The organism is Collinsella sp. HCP3S3_E11, assembly GCF_052067375.1.
Lineage (GTDB): Bacteria > Actinomycetota > Coriobacteriia > Coriobacteriales > Coriobacteriaceae > Collinsella.
The window spans coordinates 302,640-320,686 of sequence record NZ_JBQHQI010000001.1 but is presented as its reverse complement, the minus strand read 5'-3'; the positions used below and the strand labels follow the sequence as shown (position 1 = coordinate 320,686).

Below are 18,047 nucleotides of genomic sequence, written 5' to 3'. Positions count from 1 at the left end.
TGACTGTGGCAGATTTCGAAGCTACTGAATTTGACTCGGTAAAGATCTCCCTTGCCTCCGCCGACCAGATCCGTTCCTGGTCGCACGGTGAGGTCAAGAAGCCGGAGACCATCAATTACCGTACCCTCAAGCCCGAGAAGGACGGCCTGTTCTGCGAGAAGATCTTCGGTCCCGCCAAGGACTGGGAGTGCTCCTGCGGCAAGTACAAGGGCATCCGCTTTAAGGGCATCGTCTGCGAGCGCTGCGGCGTCGAGGTCACCTCGGCCAAGGTGCGTCGCGACCGCATGGGCCATATCGAGCTCGCCGCTCCCGTGTCCCACATCTGGTACTTCAAGAGCCCCACGAGCTTCCCGATGAGCCGTATGCTCGACATCAAGTCCAAGGACCTCGAGAAGGTTCTGTACTTTGCCAGCTACATCATCACCGAGGTCGACTACGAGGCTCGCGAGGCCGACGCTGACGATCTGCGTGAGGAGCTCGCCGCCGATCTGGAAGAGATCGATGCCGAGTGCGCTCGCCAGATCGAGTCCCTCAAGGAGCAGGGCAACCCCGAGAACTTTGACGAGTTCTCCGACGAGGAGCCGCTGACCCCCGAGGAGATCGCCTCCGGCATCGTCGACATCGAGGAAGAGTGCAAGGACGAGAAGCAGCTCCGCACGGACGCCTTCAACGCCTTCATGAAGCTCACCGAGCGCGACCTCATCTCCGATGAGCCGCTGTTCCGCGAGATGACCCGTTACTACTCCATGTACTTCAAGGGTGGCATGGGTGCCGAGGCCGTCCGCGACCTGCTCGCTGCCATCGACCTCCCCTCTGAGGCCGAGAAGCTCAAGGCCATCATCGCCGACGAGGACTCCCAGAAGCAGAAGCGCGAGAAGGCCGTCAAGCGCCTCGAGGTCGTTGACGCCTTCCTGAAGGGCGGCAACAGCCCCGCGAACATGATTCTGGATGTCATCCCGGTCATTCCGCCCGATCTGCGCCCGATGGTCCAGCTCGACGGCGGCCGCTTCGCCGCGTCCGACCTCAACGACCTGTATCGTCGCGTGATCAACCGTAACAACCGACTCAAGCGCCTGCTCGACCTGGACGCCCCTGCGATCATCGTGAACAACGAGAAGCGCATGCTCCAGGAGTCCGTGGACGCCCTGTTCGACAACGGCCGCCGTGGGCGCCCGGTCTCTGGCCGTGGTGGTCGCCCGCTCAAGTCGCTCGCCGAGGCCCTCAAGGGCAAGCAGGGTCGTTTCCGCCAGAACTTGCTGGGCAAGCGTGTCGACTACTCCGGCCGTTCGGTAATCGTTACCGACCCCAAGCTGCTGCTGCACCAGTGCGGTCTGCCCAAGACCATGGCGCTGGAGCTCTTCAAGCCCTTCGTCATGAAGCGCCTGGTCGAGCTTGGCAAGGTCGAGAACATCAAGGGCGCCAAGCGCGCTATCGACCGCGGTGCCACCTTTGTGTGGGACATCCTCGAAGAGGTCATCGACGGTCGTGTCGTGCTGCTCAACCGTGCACCGACCCTGCACCGTCTGTCCATCCAGGCCTTTGAGCCGGTGCTGGTCGAGGGCAAGGCTATCCACCTGCACCCGCTGGTCTGCGCGCCCTTCAACGCCGACTTCGACGGCGACCAGATGTCTGTCCACGTGCCGCTGTCCAGCCAGGCTCAGGCCGAGGCCCGCGTGCTCATGCTCTCTGCGAACAACCTGCGCTCGCCGGCATCCGGCAAGCCGGTCAACATCCCCTCGCAGGACATGATCATTGGTGTGTACTACCTGACCCAGGTCCGTGACGGTCTGCCGGGCGAGAACCACGTGTTCTCGAGTTTCGACGACGCGCTGCACGCCTATGACTGCCGCTCCGAGGTCGACATGCAGGCCAAGATTCAGGTCCGCGTGTCCGCCGAGAACGCCAACGTCATCAACGAGGACGGTACCCGTATCTTCCGCGTCAAGAACGGCAAGAACGAGTTCGTCGACTACGATGTCACCGGTAACAAGACCGCACGCTTCGAGACTTCTATCGGCCGCATCATCTTCAACCGCCAGTGCCTGCCCGAAGACTACGAGTTCATGAACTACAAGATGGTCAAGGGCGATGTGGCCAAGCTGGTTGCCGACTGCTGCGATCGTTACCCCGAGGCCAAGGTCGGCCCGATCCTCGACTCTATCAAGTACTCCGGCTTCCACTACGCTACCCGCGCCGGCCTCACCATCTCGGTGTGGGACGCTCTCATCCCTGCCGAGAAGCAGGAGCTGCTCGACCGCGCCCAGGCCAACGTCGACCAGATCAACGAGTACTTCGAGGAGGGCTTCATCAACGAGACGGAGCGCCACATCGAAGTCGTTAACGAGTGGACCGCTTGTACCGATAAGGTCGCAGCGCTCATGCTCGACATGTTCGACGAGGAGAACCCGCTGTACATGATGGCCGACTCCGGCGCCCGTGGTTCTAAGACCCAGCTGCGTCAGCTCGGCGGCATGCGTGGCCTGATGGCAGATATGTCCGGCGAGACGATCGACCTTCCCATTAAGGCGAACTTCCGCGAGGGCCTGCTGCCGCTCGAGTACTTCATTTCGACCTACGGCGCCCGTAAGGGCCTGGTCGATACCGCATCCCACACCTCGGACTCTGGCTACCTGACCCGTCGTCTGGTCGACGTGGCCCAGGACGTCATCGTCCGCGAGGAGGACTGCGGTACGCACGAGGGCGTCACCTACAACCTCATCATTCCCGGCACCACCGACCTCAACACCGATCTTGTCGGCCGTTGCTTTATTGAGGACGTCGTGGCTCCCGATGGCACCGTGCTCTTTGAGCAGGACGGCTATATCGAGAAGGTCGCCGACATCCAGAAGATGGTCGATGCGGGCCTTAAGAAGGTCAAGCTTCGCGCGCTGCTCACCTGCCGCTCCAAGTACGGCGTGTGCCAGAAGTGCTACGGCTGGGATCTTTCCACCCGTCGTCCGGTCGCCATCGGTACCGCAGTCGGCATTATTGCCGCCCAGTCCATCGGCGAGCCCGGTACGCAGCTTACGATGCGTACCATTCACTCCGGCGGCGTCGCTGGCGTCGACGATATTACGCAGGGTCTGCCTACGGTCAGCCGTATGTTCGATATCGTCGGCAACGTCAACGAGAAGATCCTGGGTCGCGAGGCCGAGCTGGCTCCGTACTCCGGCCACCTCTCGATTAAGCCCGAGAAGTCCGAGTACGTGCTGACGCTCACCGACTCCGAGGATCACACCCGTGTCCTCGACGAGCGTCGCGTTCCCGCTTCGGTGCGCTTTATGCCCGAGATCGAGGACGGCTGCGAGGTTCGCGCTGGCGACCAGATCACCAAGGGCTTCGTCAACTTCCGCAACCTGCGCAAGCTGACCGACATCGAGTCGACGATGCACACCTTCGTCGAGAGCGTCAAGGACGTCTACACCAGCCAGGGCGTCGACCTGAACGACAAGCACATCGAGGTGCTCGCACGTCAGATGCTGCGTCGCGTTCAGATCACCAACCCCGGCGACTCCAAGTACCTGCTTGGTCAGTACGTCGACCGCTACGAGTTCGCCGACGAGGTCGAGCGCGTTGCCCGTCTGGGCGGTCAGGCTCCCGTGGCTGAGCCCGTCATCTTGGGTACGCTCAAGGTTGCGTCCAACATCGACTCCTGGCTGTCGAGCGCTTCGTTCATCCGTACCGCCGGCGTCCTTACCGAGGCTGCTATTGAGGGCAAGGTCGACCACCTGCTCGACCTTAAGTCCAACGTCATCGTCGGTAAGAAGATCCCGGCTGGTACCGGCCTCAAGCCGTACGCTAACGCCAAGCTGACGTATCGCACGGCCGACGGCTACGTGGACATCGATGGTCCGGCTTCGCCCAACGCCAAGTCGCTGCCCGAGTGGGCTCCCGTGGAGCTCAAGGACCTGGACGAGCGGCTCCCACAGCAGCTCGACTGGGCTGGCTACGACGAGTTTGGCGGTGCTGACGGTTCGTTCACCCGCAACGGCCACACCATCTCCGCCGAGAAGGCTCGCCTGTACCTGTTCGACGACCTGGGCGTGTCGCAGCGCTGGACCAACAAGTTCAGCGAGGTCGGCATCGAGACGGTCGGCGACCTGGTTGGCAAGTCCGAGGAGGATCTGCTGCGCATCGATGGCATCGGTGCCAAGGCGATCGAGGAGCTCCGTGACGGCCTCGAGGCCCACGACCTGCTCTACATCCTCGAGAACAACGACGACGTTGCCGACGAGGAAGACCTCTCGCAGCTGCTGCAGATGGTCTTTAGCCCCGACGGTCCGGACGACATCCTGCTGGGCACCTCCGCTCCGACGCATCACGCCGATGCCGACGAGGAGCTCCTGGGCGCCCCGATCGACGACAAGAAGGCTTCCGCCAACGGTGCCATCAACGAGGACATGGCTTCCCTCGACGAGCTGCTCAACCAGCTCGTGGACACCGACGACGCCGAAGAGGCCAAGGACAACGACGGGGAGTAATTTCCCAGTACGTTAACCGCCCTTCCAAAGACCCGTTTCCCAACAGGGAAGCGGGTCTTTTTTTGGCGAGGAACGTTGCCCTGACGAGCACGTCGGATTCCCGGGACGGGCGGCATAGGGGTTAAGTTTGTCGCGAGTTCCGCACGCAAAGGAAAGCACTTAATGTGCTTTCCGTCTTGCGCAGGACTGCCCGAGCAGCAAGCTTAACCCCTATGCCGCCCGTCCCGGGAATCCGCCCTCGCGCACAGGAGGGGATTCCTTTTGTGTAGGCTTTGCGGAAATGTGGCCATTTTAGGATACGCCCGGCGGCGTGGTCTGTTGACGACACAGCTAACGGCACGTATCCTATCGAACTGCGTGTTTCGTAGGGGGATGCTGACCCCTCGATTCAAGCCGTTGCACTTTACAGAAAGCTGGAATCATTCGAGAAGGAGTACGCTTTGCCTACTATTAACCAGCTGGTTCGCCAGGGCCGTCGTTCCGCGCCCAAGAAGTCCAAGAACGCTGCTCTGCAGCACAACTCCCAGAAGCGCGGCGTGTGCACCCGCGTCTTCACCACGAGCCCCAAGAAGCCGAACTCGGCTCTTCGTAAGGTTGCCCGTGTTCGCCTCGTCAACGGCATCGAAGTTACTGCTTACATTCCGGGTGAGGGCCACAACCTGCAGGAGCACTCCATCGTGCTCGTCCGCGGCGGTCGTGTTCGTGACCTCCCTGGTGTCCGTTATCACGTCATCCGTGGCGCCTACGATGCTGCTCCGGTCCAGAACCGTATGCAGGCCCGTTCCAAGTACGGTGCTAAGCGCCCCAAGGCCAAATAAGCCAGATAACGTTTTGATACTTTCGCCGTGTGCCGCCTAAGCGCCGCACGGTAGACACTTAAGGAGATTTCACATGCCGCGTCGTGCAGCAGCTAATCGTCGTGAGGTTCAGCCTGACGCCGTTTACAACAACCGCCTGGTGACTCAGCTCATCAACAAGGTCCTTCTTGACGGCAAGAAGGCCACCGCTGAGCGCATCGTTTACACCGCTTTCGAGATCGTTGCCGAGAAGTCCGAGGGTGGCGACGCTCTCGCTACCTTCAAGAAGGCTATGGACAACGTCAAGCCCACGCTCGAGGTTAAGCCCAAGCGTGTCGGTGGCGCTACCTATCAGGTCCCGATGGAGGTCAACTCCCGTCGTTCCACCGCTCTGGGCATCCGCTGGATCGTCAACTTCTCCCGCGCTCGCAAGGAGAAGACCATGGCTGAGCGTCTCGCAAACGAGATTCTGGACGCTTCCAACGGCCTGGGCGCTTCCGTCAAGAAGCGTGAGGACGTCTTCAAGATGGCCGAGGCCAACCGCGCGTTCTCTCACTATCGTTGGTAAGTTAAGGTAAGGAACTAACATGGCTAAGGCTAAGCACAAGCTTTCCGATACCCGTAACATCGGCATCATGGCCCACATCGATGCCGGTAAGACCACCACGACCGAGCGTATTCTTTACTACACCGGTAAGACCCACAAGATCGGTGAGGTCCATGAGGGCGCTGCCACCATGGACTGGATGGTTCAGGAGCAGGAGCGCGGCGTAACCATTACCTCCGCTGCTACCACGTGCTTCTGGAACAAGGACGGTAAGGACTACCGCATCCAGATCATCGACACCCCGGGCCACGTTGACTTCACCGCCGAGGTCGAGCGCTGCCTGCGCGTCCTCGATGGCGCTGTCGCCGTCTTCGACGCCGTTGCCGGCGTCCAGCCCCAGTCTGAGACCGTTTGGCGTCAGGCTTCTACCTTCAACGTTCCCCGCATCGCCTTCATCAACAAGTATGACCGCGTGGGCGCTGACTTCTTCAACGCTATCGAGACCATGAAGGATCGTCTCGACGCTAACGCCGTGGCCGCTCAGGTCCCGATGGGCGCCGAGGACAACTTCTGGGGCGTCATCGACCTGGTCACCATGACTGCATGGGACTTCAAGGCCGACGAGAAGGGCATGACCTACCCCGAGCCGATGGACGAGATCCCGGCTGAGTTCGCCGACATCGCTGCCGCCAAGCGCGAGGAGCTCCTCGACGCCGCTGCCAGCTTTGACGACGAGCTCATGGAGAAGATCCTCATGGAGGAGGACTTCACCGTCGAGGAGCTCAAGGCTGCTCTGCGCAAGGGCGTTCTGGCCAACGAGCTCAACCTCGTCTTTGTGGGCTCCGCCTACAAGAACAAGGGCGTTCAGGAGCTGCTCGACGCTGTCGTCGACTACCTGCCCAGCCCGCTCGACGTTGAGGCCGTCACCGGTACCGATCCGGAAACCGGCGAGGAGATCGTGCGTCATCCCTCCTTCGACGAGCCCTTCTCCGGCCTGGTCTTCAAGATCATGACCGACCCGTTCGTCGGTAAGCTCACCTACGTCCGCGTTTATTCCGGTCGCGCCGAGTCCGGCTCCTACGTGGTCAACGCCTCCAACGGTCAGCGCGAGCGCCTCGGCCGCATCCTCGAGATGAACGCCGCCGAGCGTATCGACCGTGACGACGCTTGCGCCGGCGACATCGTCGCTTGCGTTGGCTTCAAGAACTCCACCACCGGTGACACCCTGTGCGCCGAGGGCAAGGAGATCGTCCTCGAGAAGATCGAGTTCGCTAAGCCCGTTATCGACGTTGCCATCGAGCCCAAGACCAAGGCCGAGCAGGACAAGATGTCCCTGGCTCTGACCAAGCTCGCCGAGGAGGACCCGACCTTCACGGTGTCCACCAACCACGAGACCGGCCAGACCATCATCGCCGGCATGGGCGAGCTGCACCTCGAGATCATCGTTGACCGTCTGCTCCGTGAGTTCAAGGTTGACGCTAACGTCGGTAAGCCCCAGGTTGCCTACCGCGAGACCGCTGGTCACGACGTCGAGAGGGCTGAGGGCAAGTTCGTCCGTCAGTCCGGCGGTCGCGGTCAGTACGGCCACGCCGTCATCAAGCTCGAGAAGATGGAGGAGGGCTTCGGCTACGAGTTCGTCAACGCTATCGTCGGCGGCGTCGTGCCCAAGGAGTACATCCCGTCCATCGACAAGGGCATCCAGGAGGCCCTGAACACCGGTGTTATCGCCGGCTTCCCGGTCCTCGACGTTAAGGTCACCCTGTTCGACGGTTCTTACCACGAGGTCGACTCCTCCGAGGCCGCCTTCAAGATCGCCGGTTCCATGGCTATCAAGGACGCCCTCAAGAAGTCCGATCCGCAGCTGCTCGAGCCGATCATGGCTGTCGAGGTCGAGACCCCCGAGCAGTACATGGGCGACGTTATGGGCAACCTCTCCGGTCGCCGCGGCAAGATCGAGGGCATGGAGGATCGCAAGAACACCAAGCTCATCCGTGCCAAGGTGCCGCTGGGCGAGATGTTCGGTTACGCTACCGACCTTCGCTCCCAGACCCAGGGCCGTGCATCCTACACGATGCAGTTCGACTCTTATGAGCCTGCGCCCAAGTCCATCGTGGACGAGGTCATGAGCAAGAACGCCTAAGTTCGAGCTCCCTGTTACGTAATCCGCGAGAACATCTCTCGCACTCTTTGGAGGTTTAAGTTGGCTACCCAGAAGATCCGCATTCGCCTCAAGGGCTATGATCACGAGGTCGTCGATCAGTCCGCGAAGCTCATCGTCGAGACCGCTCAGAAGACCGGCGCTCGCGTTTCCGGTCCTGTCCCCCTGCCCACCGAGCGCAACCTCTACACGGTCATCCGCTCGCCGCATAAGGACAAGGACTCCCGTGAGCAGTTCGAGATGCGCACCCACAAGCGCCTCATCGACATCCTCGACCCCACCTCGGGCACCGTTGATTCGCTCATGCGTCTCGACCTCCCCGCTGGCGTCGACATCGACATCAAGCTCTAAGCTTTTTGCTCGATAGTGCGATTTGTAAGGCCGCAGCCCTAAGGGTTGCGGCCTTTTTTGTATCGATGGGGTAAAGGGTCTACACTACTGAGCTATTCGACAAACGAGTGTATGAGTAAAACTGTTGGGGGCAGATATAGATGGTCGAGTGGATCGTTCGTCGTGCGCAGGGCGACCGTGCGCGCGTGGGCACGTTGGCGGGCGTGGTGTGTATTCTCGCCAATGTGGCACTATGCGCTGCGAAGGGTGCAATTGGCGTGCTGTCGGGATCGGTTTCGATTGTGGCGGACGCCATGAACAACCTGTCTGACGCCAGCTCAAACATCGTGAGCGTGCTTGGCTTTAAGCTGGCGGGCAAGCCGGCAGACCCCGAGCACCCTTACGGCCATGGCCGCTACGAGTATCTCTCGGGTCTGGTCGTGGCGGCGCTCGTGCTGCTCATCGGCCTCGAACTGGTGAAGTCCTCGTTTGAGCGTATCGTCCACCCCGAACCCGTCGAGTTCTCGCTTGCCCTGGTGGCAGTCTTGGCGCTTTCGATGGTTGTTAAACTGTGGATGGCGGCCCTCAACCAAAAGCTCGGTGACCGTATTGAGTCTGAGACGCTGCATGCGACCGCGCAGGATTCCAAGAACGATGTCCTTGCCACAGGCGCCGTGTTAGCGTGCGCAATTGTTTCGCAGGTGACGCATATCAATCTTGATGCTTGGGTCGGCCTTGCCGTTGGCGCCTATATTGGCTGGAGCGGTTTTGAACTCATCCAGGATACGGTGAGCCCGCTTTTGGGTCAGGCGCCCGATCCCAAGCTGGTCGAACATATTCGCGGCAAGATCATGAGCTACCCTGGCGTTTTGGGCGTTCATGACCTAATGGTTCACGACTACGGCCCGGGCAGGAAGTTCGCAAGCGCTCACGCCGAGATGGCGGCCGAGGCCAGCCCGCTGGAAAGTCATGACACGCTCGACAACATTGAACAGGCATTTAGGGACGAAGACGACATTATTGTCACGCTTCACTACGATCCCATCGTGACCGATGACCCCAAGGTGGCGAGCATGCGCTTGCGCATTCACGCCATGGCCCAACAGATCGATAGCCGCCTTTCGATTCATGACCTGCGCTGTGTGCCGGGTCCTACGCACACCAACGTGATCTTTGACTGCGTGCGTCCCTCGGATCTGCAGATGAGCGCCGAAGACGTAAAGCGCGCGCTGGCCCAGAGGGTCGAATCGGAATATCCCAAGTCGATTGCCAAGATTACGATCGACGATGACTACGTAGGGCATACCCACGAGTAGGCCTGCGCCGGCATAGCACGTTATACAGAAGGGGAGAATATGAAGAGGCTGTATCTGCTCCGCCACGGCCAGACGGAATTCAACGTCAAAAAGCTCGTCCAGGGTCGCTGTGATTCACCGCTTACCGATTTGGGCCGTCAACAGGCCCAAGCGGCAGCCGAATGGCTCAAAGCCCACGGCGTCGTCCCCGACAAAGTGGTCTCATCGCCTTTAGGCCGAGCCATGGACACGGCAAGTCTCGTCGCATGCGAGATCCTCGGTCCGGATGCTACTGTCGAGCCCTGCGAAGGCATCATCGAGCGCGGCTATGGGACCTTCGAGGAAGGCCCGCACGACGCATTGCCTACCGACGTTTGGGATCCGGGCGAGGATTTGGTCCCCTTTGGAGGAGAAGGAAGCCGCGCGCTGCAAGAACGCATGGTAGACACCCTCACCAATCTCATGGGCGCCGAGGGCATCGAAACCCTTCTAGCAGTAAGCCACGGCAGCGCCAGCCGCCAATTCATCAAGGTTGCAGCCCCAGAGGGTTTCGAGCTCCCAGCAAAACTCCCCAACTGCGCCATTATGATCTTCGATTTCGATGATGCGCGAGAAGAGGACGATACGCCCCAATGCAAGTTCACCTTGCAGCAAATTGTGGATCCCCAACAATGTCATTAGCCTGAGCGAGCAAGGTTTAGCAGACATCAACGTGTCGTCTCCCGAGCTTGGCAGAGGGGCGGCGAAATATATTAAGTTTGTCGCGAGTTCCGCACGCAAAGGAAAGCACTTAATGTGCTTTCCGTCTTGCGCAGGACTGTAGAGCAGCAAACTTAATATATTTCGCCGCCCCTCTGCCAAGCTCGGGAGACTCCACGCACTTTACCTGCGTAAACAATGTGAGTGAAATATGAATCTCGATGGATACGCCCGCAGCCGTGTATACTAAACAGCTGTGTGTAACCAGGGGAGTATTCTGGCTGGACAAAATGCCTGCTTAATAGGGTTGTCAGGTAGTCCGGACGCAATACAAGGCTGGGGAGCACGTCGTGTAAGTAGTGGTCCTCTAGGGGCGTACGCTCGGTGGTGTACGCATTGTCCCAAGACCACGCGAGAGTTGGGATCATATCTTGATCAGCATGATTCTCGGCCGCAAGATTGGCATGACCCAGGTTTGGGACGAGAACGACAACGTCGTTCCCGTCACGGTCATCCAGGCTGGCCCCTGCGCTGTCTCGCAGGTTAAAACTCAGGCAACCGACGGCTATGACGCCGTCCAGATCGGTTTCGGCGACATCAAGGCCAAGAACGTGAACAAGCCCATGGCTGGTCACTTCGCCAAGGCCGGCGTCGAGCCTGTCCGCTTCCTTCGTGAGGTCCGCGTCGAGAACGGCGAGGAGCACAAGGTCGGCGAGGTCGTCACCGTCGCTGATTTCGCTGATGTCGAGAAGGTCGACGTCATCGGTACCTCCAAGGGTAAGGGCTTCCAGGGTCGCATCAAGCGCTGGGGTCAGCGCCGCGGTCCTATGACGCATGGTTCTCACTTCCAGCGTCACCCCGGTTCTATCGGTCAGTGCGCCTATCCTGCGCGCGTCCTCAAGGGCGTCAAGATGGCCGGCCACATGGGTAACGAGCGCGTTACCGTCAAGAACCTTTCCGTTGTCCGCATCGATGCCGAGCAGAACCTCATCTTGGTCAAGGGCGCTGTCCCGGGTGCCAAGAATGGTCTCGTCGCCATCCGTATGGCCTAAGGGCCCAGCCCATTTAGCCCAGCGTCATACCAAGGAGAACACTTAAATGGCAAAGTTTGAAGTAAAGAACAGCGAGGGCAAGAAGGTCGCCGAGGCCGAGCTCGCCGCTGAGGTGTACGGCATCGAGCCGAACATCCACGTTATGCACCACATCGTCAAGTGCCAGATGGCCTCTTGGCGTCAGGGCACCCAGTCCGCTAAGGGCCGCTCTGAGGTTTCCGGTGGCGGCAAGAAGCCTTGGCGTCAGAAGGGCACCGGTCGTGCCCGCCAGGGTTCCATCCGTGCTGCCCAGTGGCGTCACGGTGGCGTTGTCTTCGCCCCCAAGCCCCGTTCCTACGCTAAGCGTATGAACAACAAGGAGGTCAAGCTGGCTATGCGCTCTGCGCTGTCCGCCAAGCTGGCCGATGGCGAGCTCGTGCTCGTCGACGACTACGGCTTCGAGAAGCCTTCCACCAAGGCTGCCGTTGCCATGCTCAAGGCTCTTGGCCTTGAGGGCAAGCGTCTGACCATCATCGTTCGCGATGAGGACGTCAACGCCTACCTGTCGTTCCGCAACATTCCCAAGACGTTCATCATCACTGCCGACGAGGCCAACACCTATGATCTCGTCAACAACAACGCTGTGCTGATGCCCGCCGACATCGCCGCTCACTTCGGGGAGGTGCTTGCATAAATGACCGCCCACGAGATCATCATCCGTCCGATCGTGTCCGAGCGTTCCTTCTCCGGCATGGAGCAGAACAAGTACACGTTCGAGGTCGCCAAGGATGCTAACAAGTATCAGATCAAGGACGCTGTCGAGGAGATCTTCGGCGTCAAGGTCGTTCGCGTGAACACCCTGACGGTCAAGCCCAAGACCAAGCGCGTGCGCTATGTCGCCGGCAAGACCCGTTCTTGGAAGAAGGCCATCGTTACGCTGGCCGAGGGCGACACCATCGAGGTCTTTGGCAACCAGGCCTAAGACTCGCTGCTGTTGAGTGAGCTCATGCCTCCCAAATAGGGGAGGCGAGAGCTCAAGGTTTTGGGCGTATAAAATGGACACGCCCGGAACCGTGTATACGTCCGGTGTCATCGCACCCGAGGCAGAACCTCGAATCCCTGTCTGCGATGGCTAACGGATACCTATTGAAAGGGATTGTAATGGCTGTAAAGCACCTTAAGCCGACCTCCGCTGGTAGGCGTTGGCAGACGATCTCCGACTTCTCCGAGATCACCTGCACCAAGCCCGAGAAGTCTCTTCTCGAGCCCCTGCCCAAGAAGGCCGGTCGTAACAACAACGGCCGCATCACCACCCGCCACCAGGGCGGCGGCGTGAAGCGTCGTTACCGCGTGATCGACTTCAAGCGCAACAAGGACGGCGTGCCCGCCAAGGTTGCCACGATCGAGTACGATCCGAACCGTTCCGCTCGCATCGCTCTGCTGCACTATGCTGACGGTGAGAAGCGCTACATCCTGGCCCCCAAGGGCCTCGAGGTCGGTCAGACCGTCATGTCCGGTTCTGACGCCGACATCAAGCCGGGCAACGCTCTGCCCCTCGCCGACATCCCCGTCGGTACGCTCATCCACGCCGTCGAGTTCCAGCCGGGCAAGGGCGCCGCTATCGCCCGCTCCGCCGGTAACTCCTGCCAGCTGATGGGTAAGGAGGGCAAGTACGCCATCGTCCGTATGCCTTCCTCCGAGATGCGCCGCATCCTCGTTACCTGCCGCGCCACCGTCGGTGAGGTCGGCAACGCCGATCACGCCAACATCGTCATCGGCAAGGCCGGCCGTAAGCGTCACATGAACGTGCGCCCGACCGTCCGCGGTACCGTTATGAACCCTGTCGACCACCCGCACGGCGGTGGCGAGGGCAAGAACCACACCTCTGGTCGTCCCTCTGTTACCCCCTGGGGTAAGCCGACGAAGGGCCTTCGTACGCGCAAGAAGAAGAAGGTCTCGAACCAGCACATCATTCGTCGCCGTAAGAAGTAATTTCGGATACCGAGTTTTAGGAGAAAGCACTTATGAGCAGAAGTCTCAAAAAGGGCCCGTTCGTGGAGACTCGCCTTCTCTCGCGTATCACCGCGATGAACGAGGCTGGCAAGAAGGACGTCGTGAAGACCTGGTCCCGCGCGTCCACCATCTTCCCCGAGATGGTTGGTCACACCATCGCCGTCCACGACGGCCGCAAGCATGTGCCCGTGTATGTTACCGAGTCCATGGTTGGTCACAAGCTCGGCGAGTTTGCGCCGACTCGTACGTTCCGTGGCCACAAGGCCAAATAGGGGGTTAACCGTAAATGGCAACTAAGTCTATTGAAACTGAGGCCACCGAGGTTCGCGCCGTCGCTAAGTACGTGCGTGTTTCCCCCAGCAAGGCCCGCCTGGTGGTCGATTTGATCCGCCGCAAGCCTGTCGCTCAGGCCTTCGACATCCTCCACTTCTGCGACCGCGCCGTCGCCGTGGATGTCGAGAAGGTTCTCCGTTCCGCCGTTGCGAACGCCGAGAACAACAACGGTCTGCGTGCCGACAACCTGGTTGTCGCTGCTGCCTATGTTGACGAGGGTCCGACGCTTAAGCGCATCCGTCCCCGCGCCAAGGGTTCCGCTTCTCGCATTCTGAAGCGTACTTCCCACATCACCGTCGTCGTTGCTCCTCGAAAGGAGGCGTAAAGCTGTATGGGTCAGAAAGTCTACCCCACCGGCTTCCGTCTTGGCATCACCGAGAACTGGCGCTCCCGCTGGTTCGCAGAGAAGGATTACGCTAAGACCCTCGGTAACGATCTCGAGATCCGCAAGTACCTCGAGAAGCGTCTCTCCCGCGCAGCTGTCTCCCGCGTCGAGATCGAGCGCGCTGGCGACAAGGTGAAGGTCATCATCTTCACCGCTCGCCCCGGCGTTGTCATCGGTAAGAAGGGCGCCGAGATCGATACCCTCCGCACCGAGCTCGAGAAGGTCGCTGGCGTCTCCAAGGGCCAGCTCTCCGTCGACGTTGTCGAGATCAAGCGCCCCGAGCTCGACGCCAACCTCGTTGCTCAGTCTATCGCTGAGCAGCTCGAGGGCCGCGTTGCCTTCCGTCGCGCCATGCGCAAGGCTGTCCAGTCCGCCCGCAAGGCCGGCGCCAAGGGCATCCGTATCCAGTGCTCCGGTCGTCTCGGCGGTGCCGAGATGGGCCGTCGTGAGTGGTACCGTGAGGGTCGCGTGCCTCTGCACACCCTCCGTGCCAAGATCGACTACGGCACGGCTGTCGCCAGCACCACCATGGGTGCCTGCGGCGTGAAGGTCTGGATCTACCTGGGCGAGAAGCTCCCGGGCCAGCCTGTTCCCAACCCTGCACTCGAGGGCTCTTCCCGTCCTCGTCGTCGTAACTCCGAGAGGAGGGGTCAGTAGTGCTTGCCCCTAAGCGTATTCTTCACCGCAAGGTGCAGCGTGGCTCCATGAAGGGCCAGGCCAAGGGTAATACCGAGCTGCATTTTGGCGAGTTTGGTATCCAGGCTCTCGAGGCCCATTGGATCACCAACCGTCAGATCGAGGCCGCTCGTATTGCCATGACCCGCTACATGAAGCGTGGCGGTCGTGTCTACATCACGATCTTCCCCGATAAGCCCATCACTAAGAAGCCTGCCGAGACTCGCATGGGTTCTGGTAAGGGTAACCCCGAGGAGTGGGTGGCCGTCGTCAAGCCCGGCCGCATCATGTTCGAGGTCAAGGGCGTGCCCGAGGAGGTCGCTCGCGAGGCTCTGCGTCTGGCGCAGCACAAGCTCCCCATCAAGACCAAGATCGTCGCTAAGCCTGCCGCTACAGAGACGGCCGAGGAGGAGAACTAATGAAGCCCGCAGAGATTCGTGAGCTCTCGGACGCTCAGCTCGTTGAGAAGCTGAAGGAAATGCGCGCCGAGCTCTTTAACCTTCGTTTCCAGATGGCCACCAGCCAGCTGGACAACACCGCTCGCGTCAACACCGTGAAGAAGGACATCGCTCGCGTCCTCACGGAGCAGCGCGCCCGCGAGATCGCAGCGGAGAAGTCCGCTGTCGCCGAGTAGGACCTAAGGAGAGAATATGACTGATTCGCGTAACTCGCGTAAGGTCCGTACGGGTGTCGTTACCTCCGTCTCCGGTGCCAAGACCATCGTTGTCACCATCACCGAGCGCAAGCGTCACCCCAAGTACGGCAAGATGATGACCAGCTCCAAGAAGCTGCACGCTCACGACGAGGAGTGCACGGCTGGCGTGGGCGACACCGTCCGCGTTATGGAGACCCGTCCTATGTCCAAGATGAAGCGTTGGCGCCTCATCGAGGTCGTCGAGCGCGCTAAATAAGCAGTCGCTCTTACGACTTGTACGTTTCCGAAGATGTGCGTATGCCTGGCTTGCATACCACGGGCCGCATAAAGGCTGCGCACCTCTCTTCGGTTCTTAGTTCGGAGGAACATCTACCATGATTCAGATGCAAACCATGCTGAACGTCGCCGACAACTCCGGCGCTCGCAAGATTCGCTGCATCAAGGTGCTTGGCGGTTCCAAGCGTCGTTATGCAGGCATCGGCGATGTGTTCATCGGTGCTGTCCAGGAGGCTACCCCTGGCGCCAACGTCAAGAAGAAGGACGTTGTCCGTTGCGTCGTCGTTCGCACCGTTAAGGAGATCCGCCGCAAGGATGGCTCCTACATTCGCTTTGATGATAACGCCTGCGTTGTCATCAACAACGATGGTTCGCCCGTCGGCACCCGTATCTTCGGGCCCGTCGCTCGCGAGCTTCGTGACAAGAAGTACATGAAGATCGTCTCGCTCGCTCCCGAGACCCTGTAGTTAGGGGAGATATATGTATATCAAGAAGGGCGATAAGGTCCAGGTTCTCTCTGGTAAGGATCGCGGCAAGCAGGGCGTTGTCCTGCGTGCTCTCCCCGCCGAGAACAAGGTCGTTGTCGAGGGCGTTTCGGTCGTCAAGAAGGCCGTCAAGCCCAACGCTGCCAACCAGCAGGGCGGCATCGTTTCGCAGGAGGCTCCCATCGATGCCTCCAACGTCAATCTCGTTTGCCCCGAGTGCGGTAAGGTTACCCGCGTCGGTCACGAGAAGGACGGCAAGAACAAGCTGCGCGTCTGCAAGAAGTGCGGCCACAAGTTCTAAGCTGCCCGCAACATCTAAGTTGCTAGCAAAGGCCCGGATGCCACGGCACCCGGGCCTTTTTCTATCCCTACTCATTGGGGACAGACATAAATGACTAGTCGTTGGGGACGTTCTTTAACGGCTAGTTGATGGGGACAGTCTTGCCACGAAAGCGTCGTACGGGGAACGCCCCCCAGGTTCCGGCAGCCTGGGACAGTCCCTATGTGCCGGCAGTTAGGGATGGTCTTTTGATGTCTGATGCCCCTAGGGGGCAGAGTAAGACAGCCTGCTTTGCCTTTAGGGATTTTGGTATTCCACCTTTTTCTGTATCATAACGATCGATGCATGCGTATTTACGCACAGAGTCTTGCGCGATAATGCGCATAGCCGCGCAAATATCTGCTAATTATGGTTTAATAATAACCGATAAACAAATAAACACGCAAATACAAGCAAATGCGCGCAAATTTGTGCGAATATAAGGCTGTTGGAAATGAAGAACTTCCGGTGAGTCAGGAGGCACATGATGACAGATTCCAAACAGGCTCCGCTCGACGCCGAAGCAGCCGCTAAGGCGGCGTTTGCCTCGGTCCAGGACAAGCCGTTCCCTAACGACATCTTTACGGCTCCCGAGCTTCGTTGGGCTGTGATCGGCTGCGGCGTTATCGCCAATCAGATGGCCCAGTCTCTCGCCCTTGCCGGCCGCAAGCTTGCGGGCGTCGCCAACCGCACGCTGTCCAAGGCCCAGGCTTTTGCCGAGCAGTATGGCGTCGAGAAGGTGTACGAGACGGTTGAGGACCTCTACGCCGATCCCGACATCGACGCCGTTTATATCACCACGCCGCATAACACGCATATCACCTACCTGCGCGCCGCTCTGGCAGCAGGCAAGCACGTGCTTTGCGAAAAGGCCATCACCCTCAACTCCGCCGAGCTCGACGAAGCGCGTGCCATTGCCGACGAGCATAACGTGGTCCTTATGGACGCCACCACGGTGCTCCACATGCCCTTGTATCGGGAGCTGCGTCGCCGCATGGATGCCGGCGAGTTTGGCCGCATGAACCTCGCTCAGCTCAACTTTGGCAGCTGCAAGGAATACGGCGACCTGACCAACCGTTTCTACAATCGCAACCTTGCTGGCGGTGCCATGCTCGATATTGGCGTGTATGCCCTGTCCGTCATGCGCCTCTTTATGACAAGCCAGCCTGTTGAGGTCGTTTCGCTCGGCAACACCTGCGAGACCGGCGTTGACGTTGCGGGCGGCATCGTCTGCCGTAATGCCGAGCAGCAGCTGGGCGTGGTGAGCCTTACACTTCACTCCAAGCAGCCCAAGCGCTCGGTCATCAGCTTTGACAAGTGCTATATCGAGGTCAACGAGTATCCCCGCGCCGATCACGCGACCATCGTGTGGACTGCGGACGGGCACCGTGAGGAGGTCCACACCGGCACCGAGGCTTACGCCCTGTGCTACGAGATGGCCGACCTGGAGAAGGCCGTTGCCGGCGATGATTCGAAGCGCGAGCTTCTGGATTACGCTTCTGATGTTATGGAGCTTATGACCAAGCTCCGTGCCGACTGGGGAGTCGTGTACCCCGAGGAGGAGTAAG

At 60.0% G+C, this 18,047-nt stretch carries 20 protein-coding genes; all 20 read left to right on the top strand.

Annotated elements, in window-relative coordinates:
* Positions 1-5: 5 nt before the first annotated feature.
* The 20 genes from ACTM86_RS01335 (at position 6) to ACTM86_RS01240 (ending at position 18,046) form a co-directional block, all read left to right on the top strand.
* Positions 6-4,481 (top strand): DNA-directed RNA polymerase subunit beta', encoded by a 4,476-nt coding sequence (locus tag ACTM86_RS01335; RefSeq protein WP_370450532.1) that lies wholly within the window; start codon positions 6-8, stop codon positions 4,479-4,481.
* A gap of 440 nt (positions 4,482-4,921) precedes the next feature.
* Positions 4,922-5,299 carry a 30S ribosomal protein S12 gene (gene rpsL / locus ACTM86_RS01330; protein WP_154514699.1) on the top strand — a complete coding sequence of 126 codons (378 nt, stop codon included), beginning with the start codon at positions 4,922-4,924 and terminating at the stop codon, positions 5,297-5,299.
* A gap of 73 nt (positions 5,300-5,372) precedes the next feature.
* Positions 5,373-5,846, top strand: coding sequence for a 30S ribosomal protein S7 (gene rpsG, locus ACTM86_RS01325; RefSeq protein ID WP_006235013.1), 474 nt, complete (start codon positions 5,373-5,375; stop codon positions 5,844-5,846).
* Positions 5,847-5,865: 19 nt separating this feature from the next.
* A complete protein-coding gene (fusA, locus tag ACTM86_RS01320; RefSeq protein WP_441015066.1) occupies positions 5,866-7,965 on the top strand; it encodes an elongation factor G in 2,100 nt (699 codons plus the stop codon).
* A 60-nt stretch (positions 7,966-8,025) separates the two neighbouring features.
* On the top strand, positions 8,026-8,334 hold the full coding sequence (gene rpsJ / locus ACTM86_RS01315; RefSeq protein ID WP_427717612.1) for a 30S ribosomal protein S10: 309 nt from the start codon (positions 8,026-8,028) through the stop codon (positions 8,332-8,334).
* A gap of 140 nt (positions 8,335-8,474) precedes the next feature.
* A complete protein-coding gene (locus tag ACTM86_RS01310; RefSeq protein ID WP_441015064.1) occupies positions 8,475-9,629 on the top strand; it encodes a cation diffusion facilitator family transporter in 1,155 nt (384 codons plus the stop codon).
* 39 nt (positions 9,630-9,668) lie between these two features.
* Positions 9,669-10,289 carry a histidine phosphatase family protein gene (locus tag ACTM86_RS01305; protein ID WP_441015062.1) on the top strand — a complete coding sequence of 207 codons (621 nt, stop codon included), beginning with the start codon at positions 9,669-9,671 and terminating at the stop codon, positions 10,287-10,289.
* Between the two features lie 449 nt (positions 10,290-10,738).
* Positions 10,739-11,359, top strand: a complete 621-nt coding sequence (gene rplC / locus ACTM86_RS01300; protein ID WP_089572481.1) for a 50S ribosomal protein L3 — start codon at positions 10,739-10,741, stop codon at positions 11,357-11,359.
* 46 nt (positions 11,360-11,405) lie between these two features.
* Positions 11,406-12,032: a 50S ribosomal protein L4 gene (gene rplD / locus ACTM86_RS01295; RefSeq protein ID WP_006235032.1), complete on the top strand. Its 627-nt coding sequence runs from the start codon at positions 11,406-11,408 to the stop codon at positions 12,030-12,032.
* Positions 12,033-12,320 (top strand): 50S ribosomal protein L23, encoded by a 288-nt coding sequence (gene rplW / locus ACTM86_RS01290; RefSeq protein ID WP_006235033.1) that lies wholly within the window; start codon positions 12,033-12,035, stop codon positions 12,318-12,320. It abuts the gene before it with no gap.
* A gap of 179 nt (positions 12,321-12,499) precedes the next feature.
* Positions 12,500-13,330 (top strand): 50S ribosomal protein L2, encoded by an 831-nt coding sequence (gene rplB / locus ACTM86_RS01285; RefSeq protein WP_117583062.1) that lies wholly within the window; start codon positions 12,500-12,502, stop codon positions 13,328-13,330.
* A 32-nt stretch (positions 13,331-13,362) separates the two neighbouring features.
* Positions 13,363-13,623, top strand: a complete 261-nt coding sequence (gene rpsS, locus ACTM86_RS01280; RefSeq protein WP_006235035.1) for a 30S ribosomal protein S19 — start codon at positions 13,363-13,365, stop codon at positions 13,621-13,623.
* A 14-nt stretch (positions 13,624-13,637) separates the two neighbouring features.
* Entirely contained in the window at positions 13,638-14,009 is a 372-nt protein-coding gene (rplV, locus tag ACTM86_RS01275; protein ID WP_006235036.1) for a 50S ribosomal protein L22, read from the top strand.
* A 6-nt stretch (positions 14,010-14,015) separates the two neighbouring features.
* Positions 14,016-14,726, top strand: coding sequence for a 30S ribosomal protein S3 (gene rpsC / locus ACTM86_RS01270; protein ID WP_154514689.1), 711 nt, complete (start codon positions 14,016-14,018; stop codon positions 14,724-14,726).
* Positions 14,726-15,163 carry a 50S ribosomal protein L16 gene (rplP, locus tag ACTM86_RS01265; RefSeq protein ID WP_370450531.1) on the top strand — a complete coding sequence of 146 codons (438 nt, stop codon included), beginning with the start codon at positions 14,726-14,728 and terminating at the stop codon, positions 15,161-15,163. The genes rpsC and rplP overlap by 1 nt, the downstream gene beginning before the upstream one ends.
* Positions 15,163-15,378, top strand: coding sequence for a 50S ribosomal protein L29 (gene rpmC, locus ACTM86_RS01260; protein ID WP_006235039.1), 216 nt, complete (start codon positions 15,163-15,165; stop codon positions 15,376-15,378). Before rplP ends, rpmC begins: the two co-directional genes overlap by 1 nt.
* A 16-nt stretch (positions 15,379-15,394) precedes the next feature.
* Entirely contained in the window at positions 15,395-15,655 is a 261-nt protein-coding gene (rpsQ, locus tag ACTM86_RS01255; protein WP_006235040.1) for a 30S ribosomal protein S17, read from the top strand.
* 118 nt (positions 15,656-15,773) lie between these two features.
* Positions 15,774-16,142 carry a 50S ribosomal protein L14 gene (rplN, locus tag ACTM86_RS01250; protein ID WP_117734331.1) on the top strand — a complete coding sequence of 123 codons (369 nt, stop codon included), beginning with the start codon at positions 15,774-15,776 and terminating at the stop codon, positions 16,140-16,142.
* 13 nt (positions 16,143-16,155) lie between these two features.
* Positions 16,156-16,461, top strand: a complete 306-nt coding sequence (rplX, locus tag ACTM86_RS01245) for a 50S ribosomal protein L24 (protein WP_006235043.1) — start codon at positions 16,156-16,158, stop codon at positions 16,459-16,461.
* Between the two features lie 505 nt (positions 16,462-16,966).
* Positions 16,967-18,046 (top strand): Gfo/Idh/MocA family protein, encoded by a 1,080-nt coding sequence (locus ACTM86_RS01240; RefSeq protein WP_441015060.1) that lies wholly within the window; start codon positions 16,967-16,969, stop codon positions 18,044-18,046.
* Position 18,047 lies beyond the last annotated feature (1 nt).

Coding starts and splice junctions, on each gene's coding strand:
- rpsG (WP_006235013.1), top strand. CDS start 5,373: ATGCCGCGTCGTGCAGCAGCTAATCGTCGTGAGGTTCAGCCTGACGCC.
- fusA (WP_441015066.1), top strand. CDS start 5,866: ATGGCTAAGGCTAAGCACAAGCTTTCCGATACCCGTAACATCGGCATC.
- ACTM86_RS01310 (WP_441015064.1), top strand. CDS start 8,475: ATGGTCGAGTGGATCGTTCGTCGTGCGCAGGGCGACCGTGCGCGCGTG.
- ACTM86_RS01305 (WP_441015062.1), top strand. CDS start 9,669: ATGAAGAGGCTGTATCTGCTCCGCCACGGCCAGACGGAATTCAACGTC.
- rplD (WP_006235032.1), top strand. CDS start 11,406: ATGGCAAAGTTTGAAGTAAAGAACAGCGAGGGCAAGAAGGTCGCCGAG.
- rplW (WP_006235033.1), top strand. CDS start 12,033: ATGACCGCCCACGAGATCATCATCCGTCCGATCGTGTCCGAGCGTTCC.
- rplB (WP_117583062.1), top strand. CDS start 12,500: ATGGCTGTAAAGCACCTTAAGCCGACCTCCGCTGGTAGGCGTTGGCAG.
- rpsS (WP_006235035.1), top strand. CDS start 13,363: ATGAGCAGAAGTCTCAAAAAGGGCCCGTTCGTGGAGACTCGCCTTCTC.
- rplV (WP_006235036.1), top strand. CDS start 13,638: ATGGCAACTAAGTCTATTGAAACTGAGGCCACCGAGGTTCGCGCCGTC.
- rpsC (WP_154514689.1), top strand. CDS start 14,016: ATGGGTCAGAAAGTCTACCCCACCGGCTTCCGTCTTGGCATCACCGAG.
- rpmC (WP_006235039.1), top strand. CDS start 15,163: ATGAAGCCCGCAGAGATTCGTGAGCTCTCGGACGCTCAGCTCGTTGAG.
- rpsQ (WP_006235040.1), top strand. CDS start 15,395: ATGACTGATTCGCGTAACTCGCGTAAGGTCCGTACGGGTGTCGTTACC.
- rplN (WP_117734331.1), top strand. CDS start 15,774: ATGATTCAGATGCAAACCATGCTGAACGTCGCCGACAACTCCGGCGCT.
- rplX (WP_006235043.1), top strand. CDS start 16,156: ATGTATATCAAGAAGGGCGATAAGGTCCAGGTTCTCTCTGGTAAGGAT.
- ACTM86_RS01240 (WP_441015060.1), top strand. CDS start 16,967: ATGACAGATTCCAAACAGGCTCCGCTCGACGCCGAAGCAGCCGCTAAG.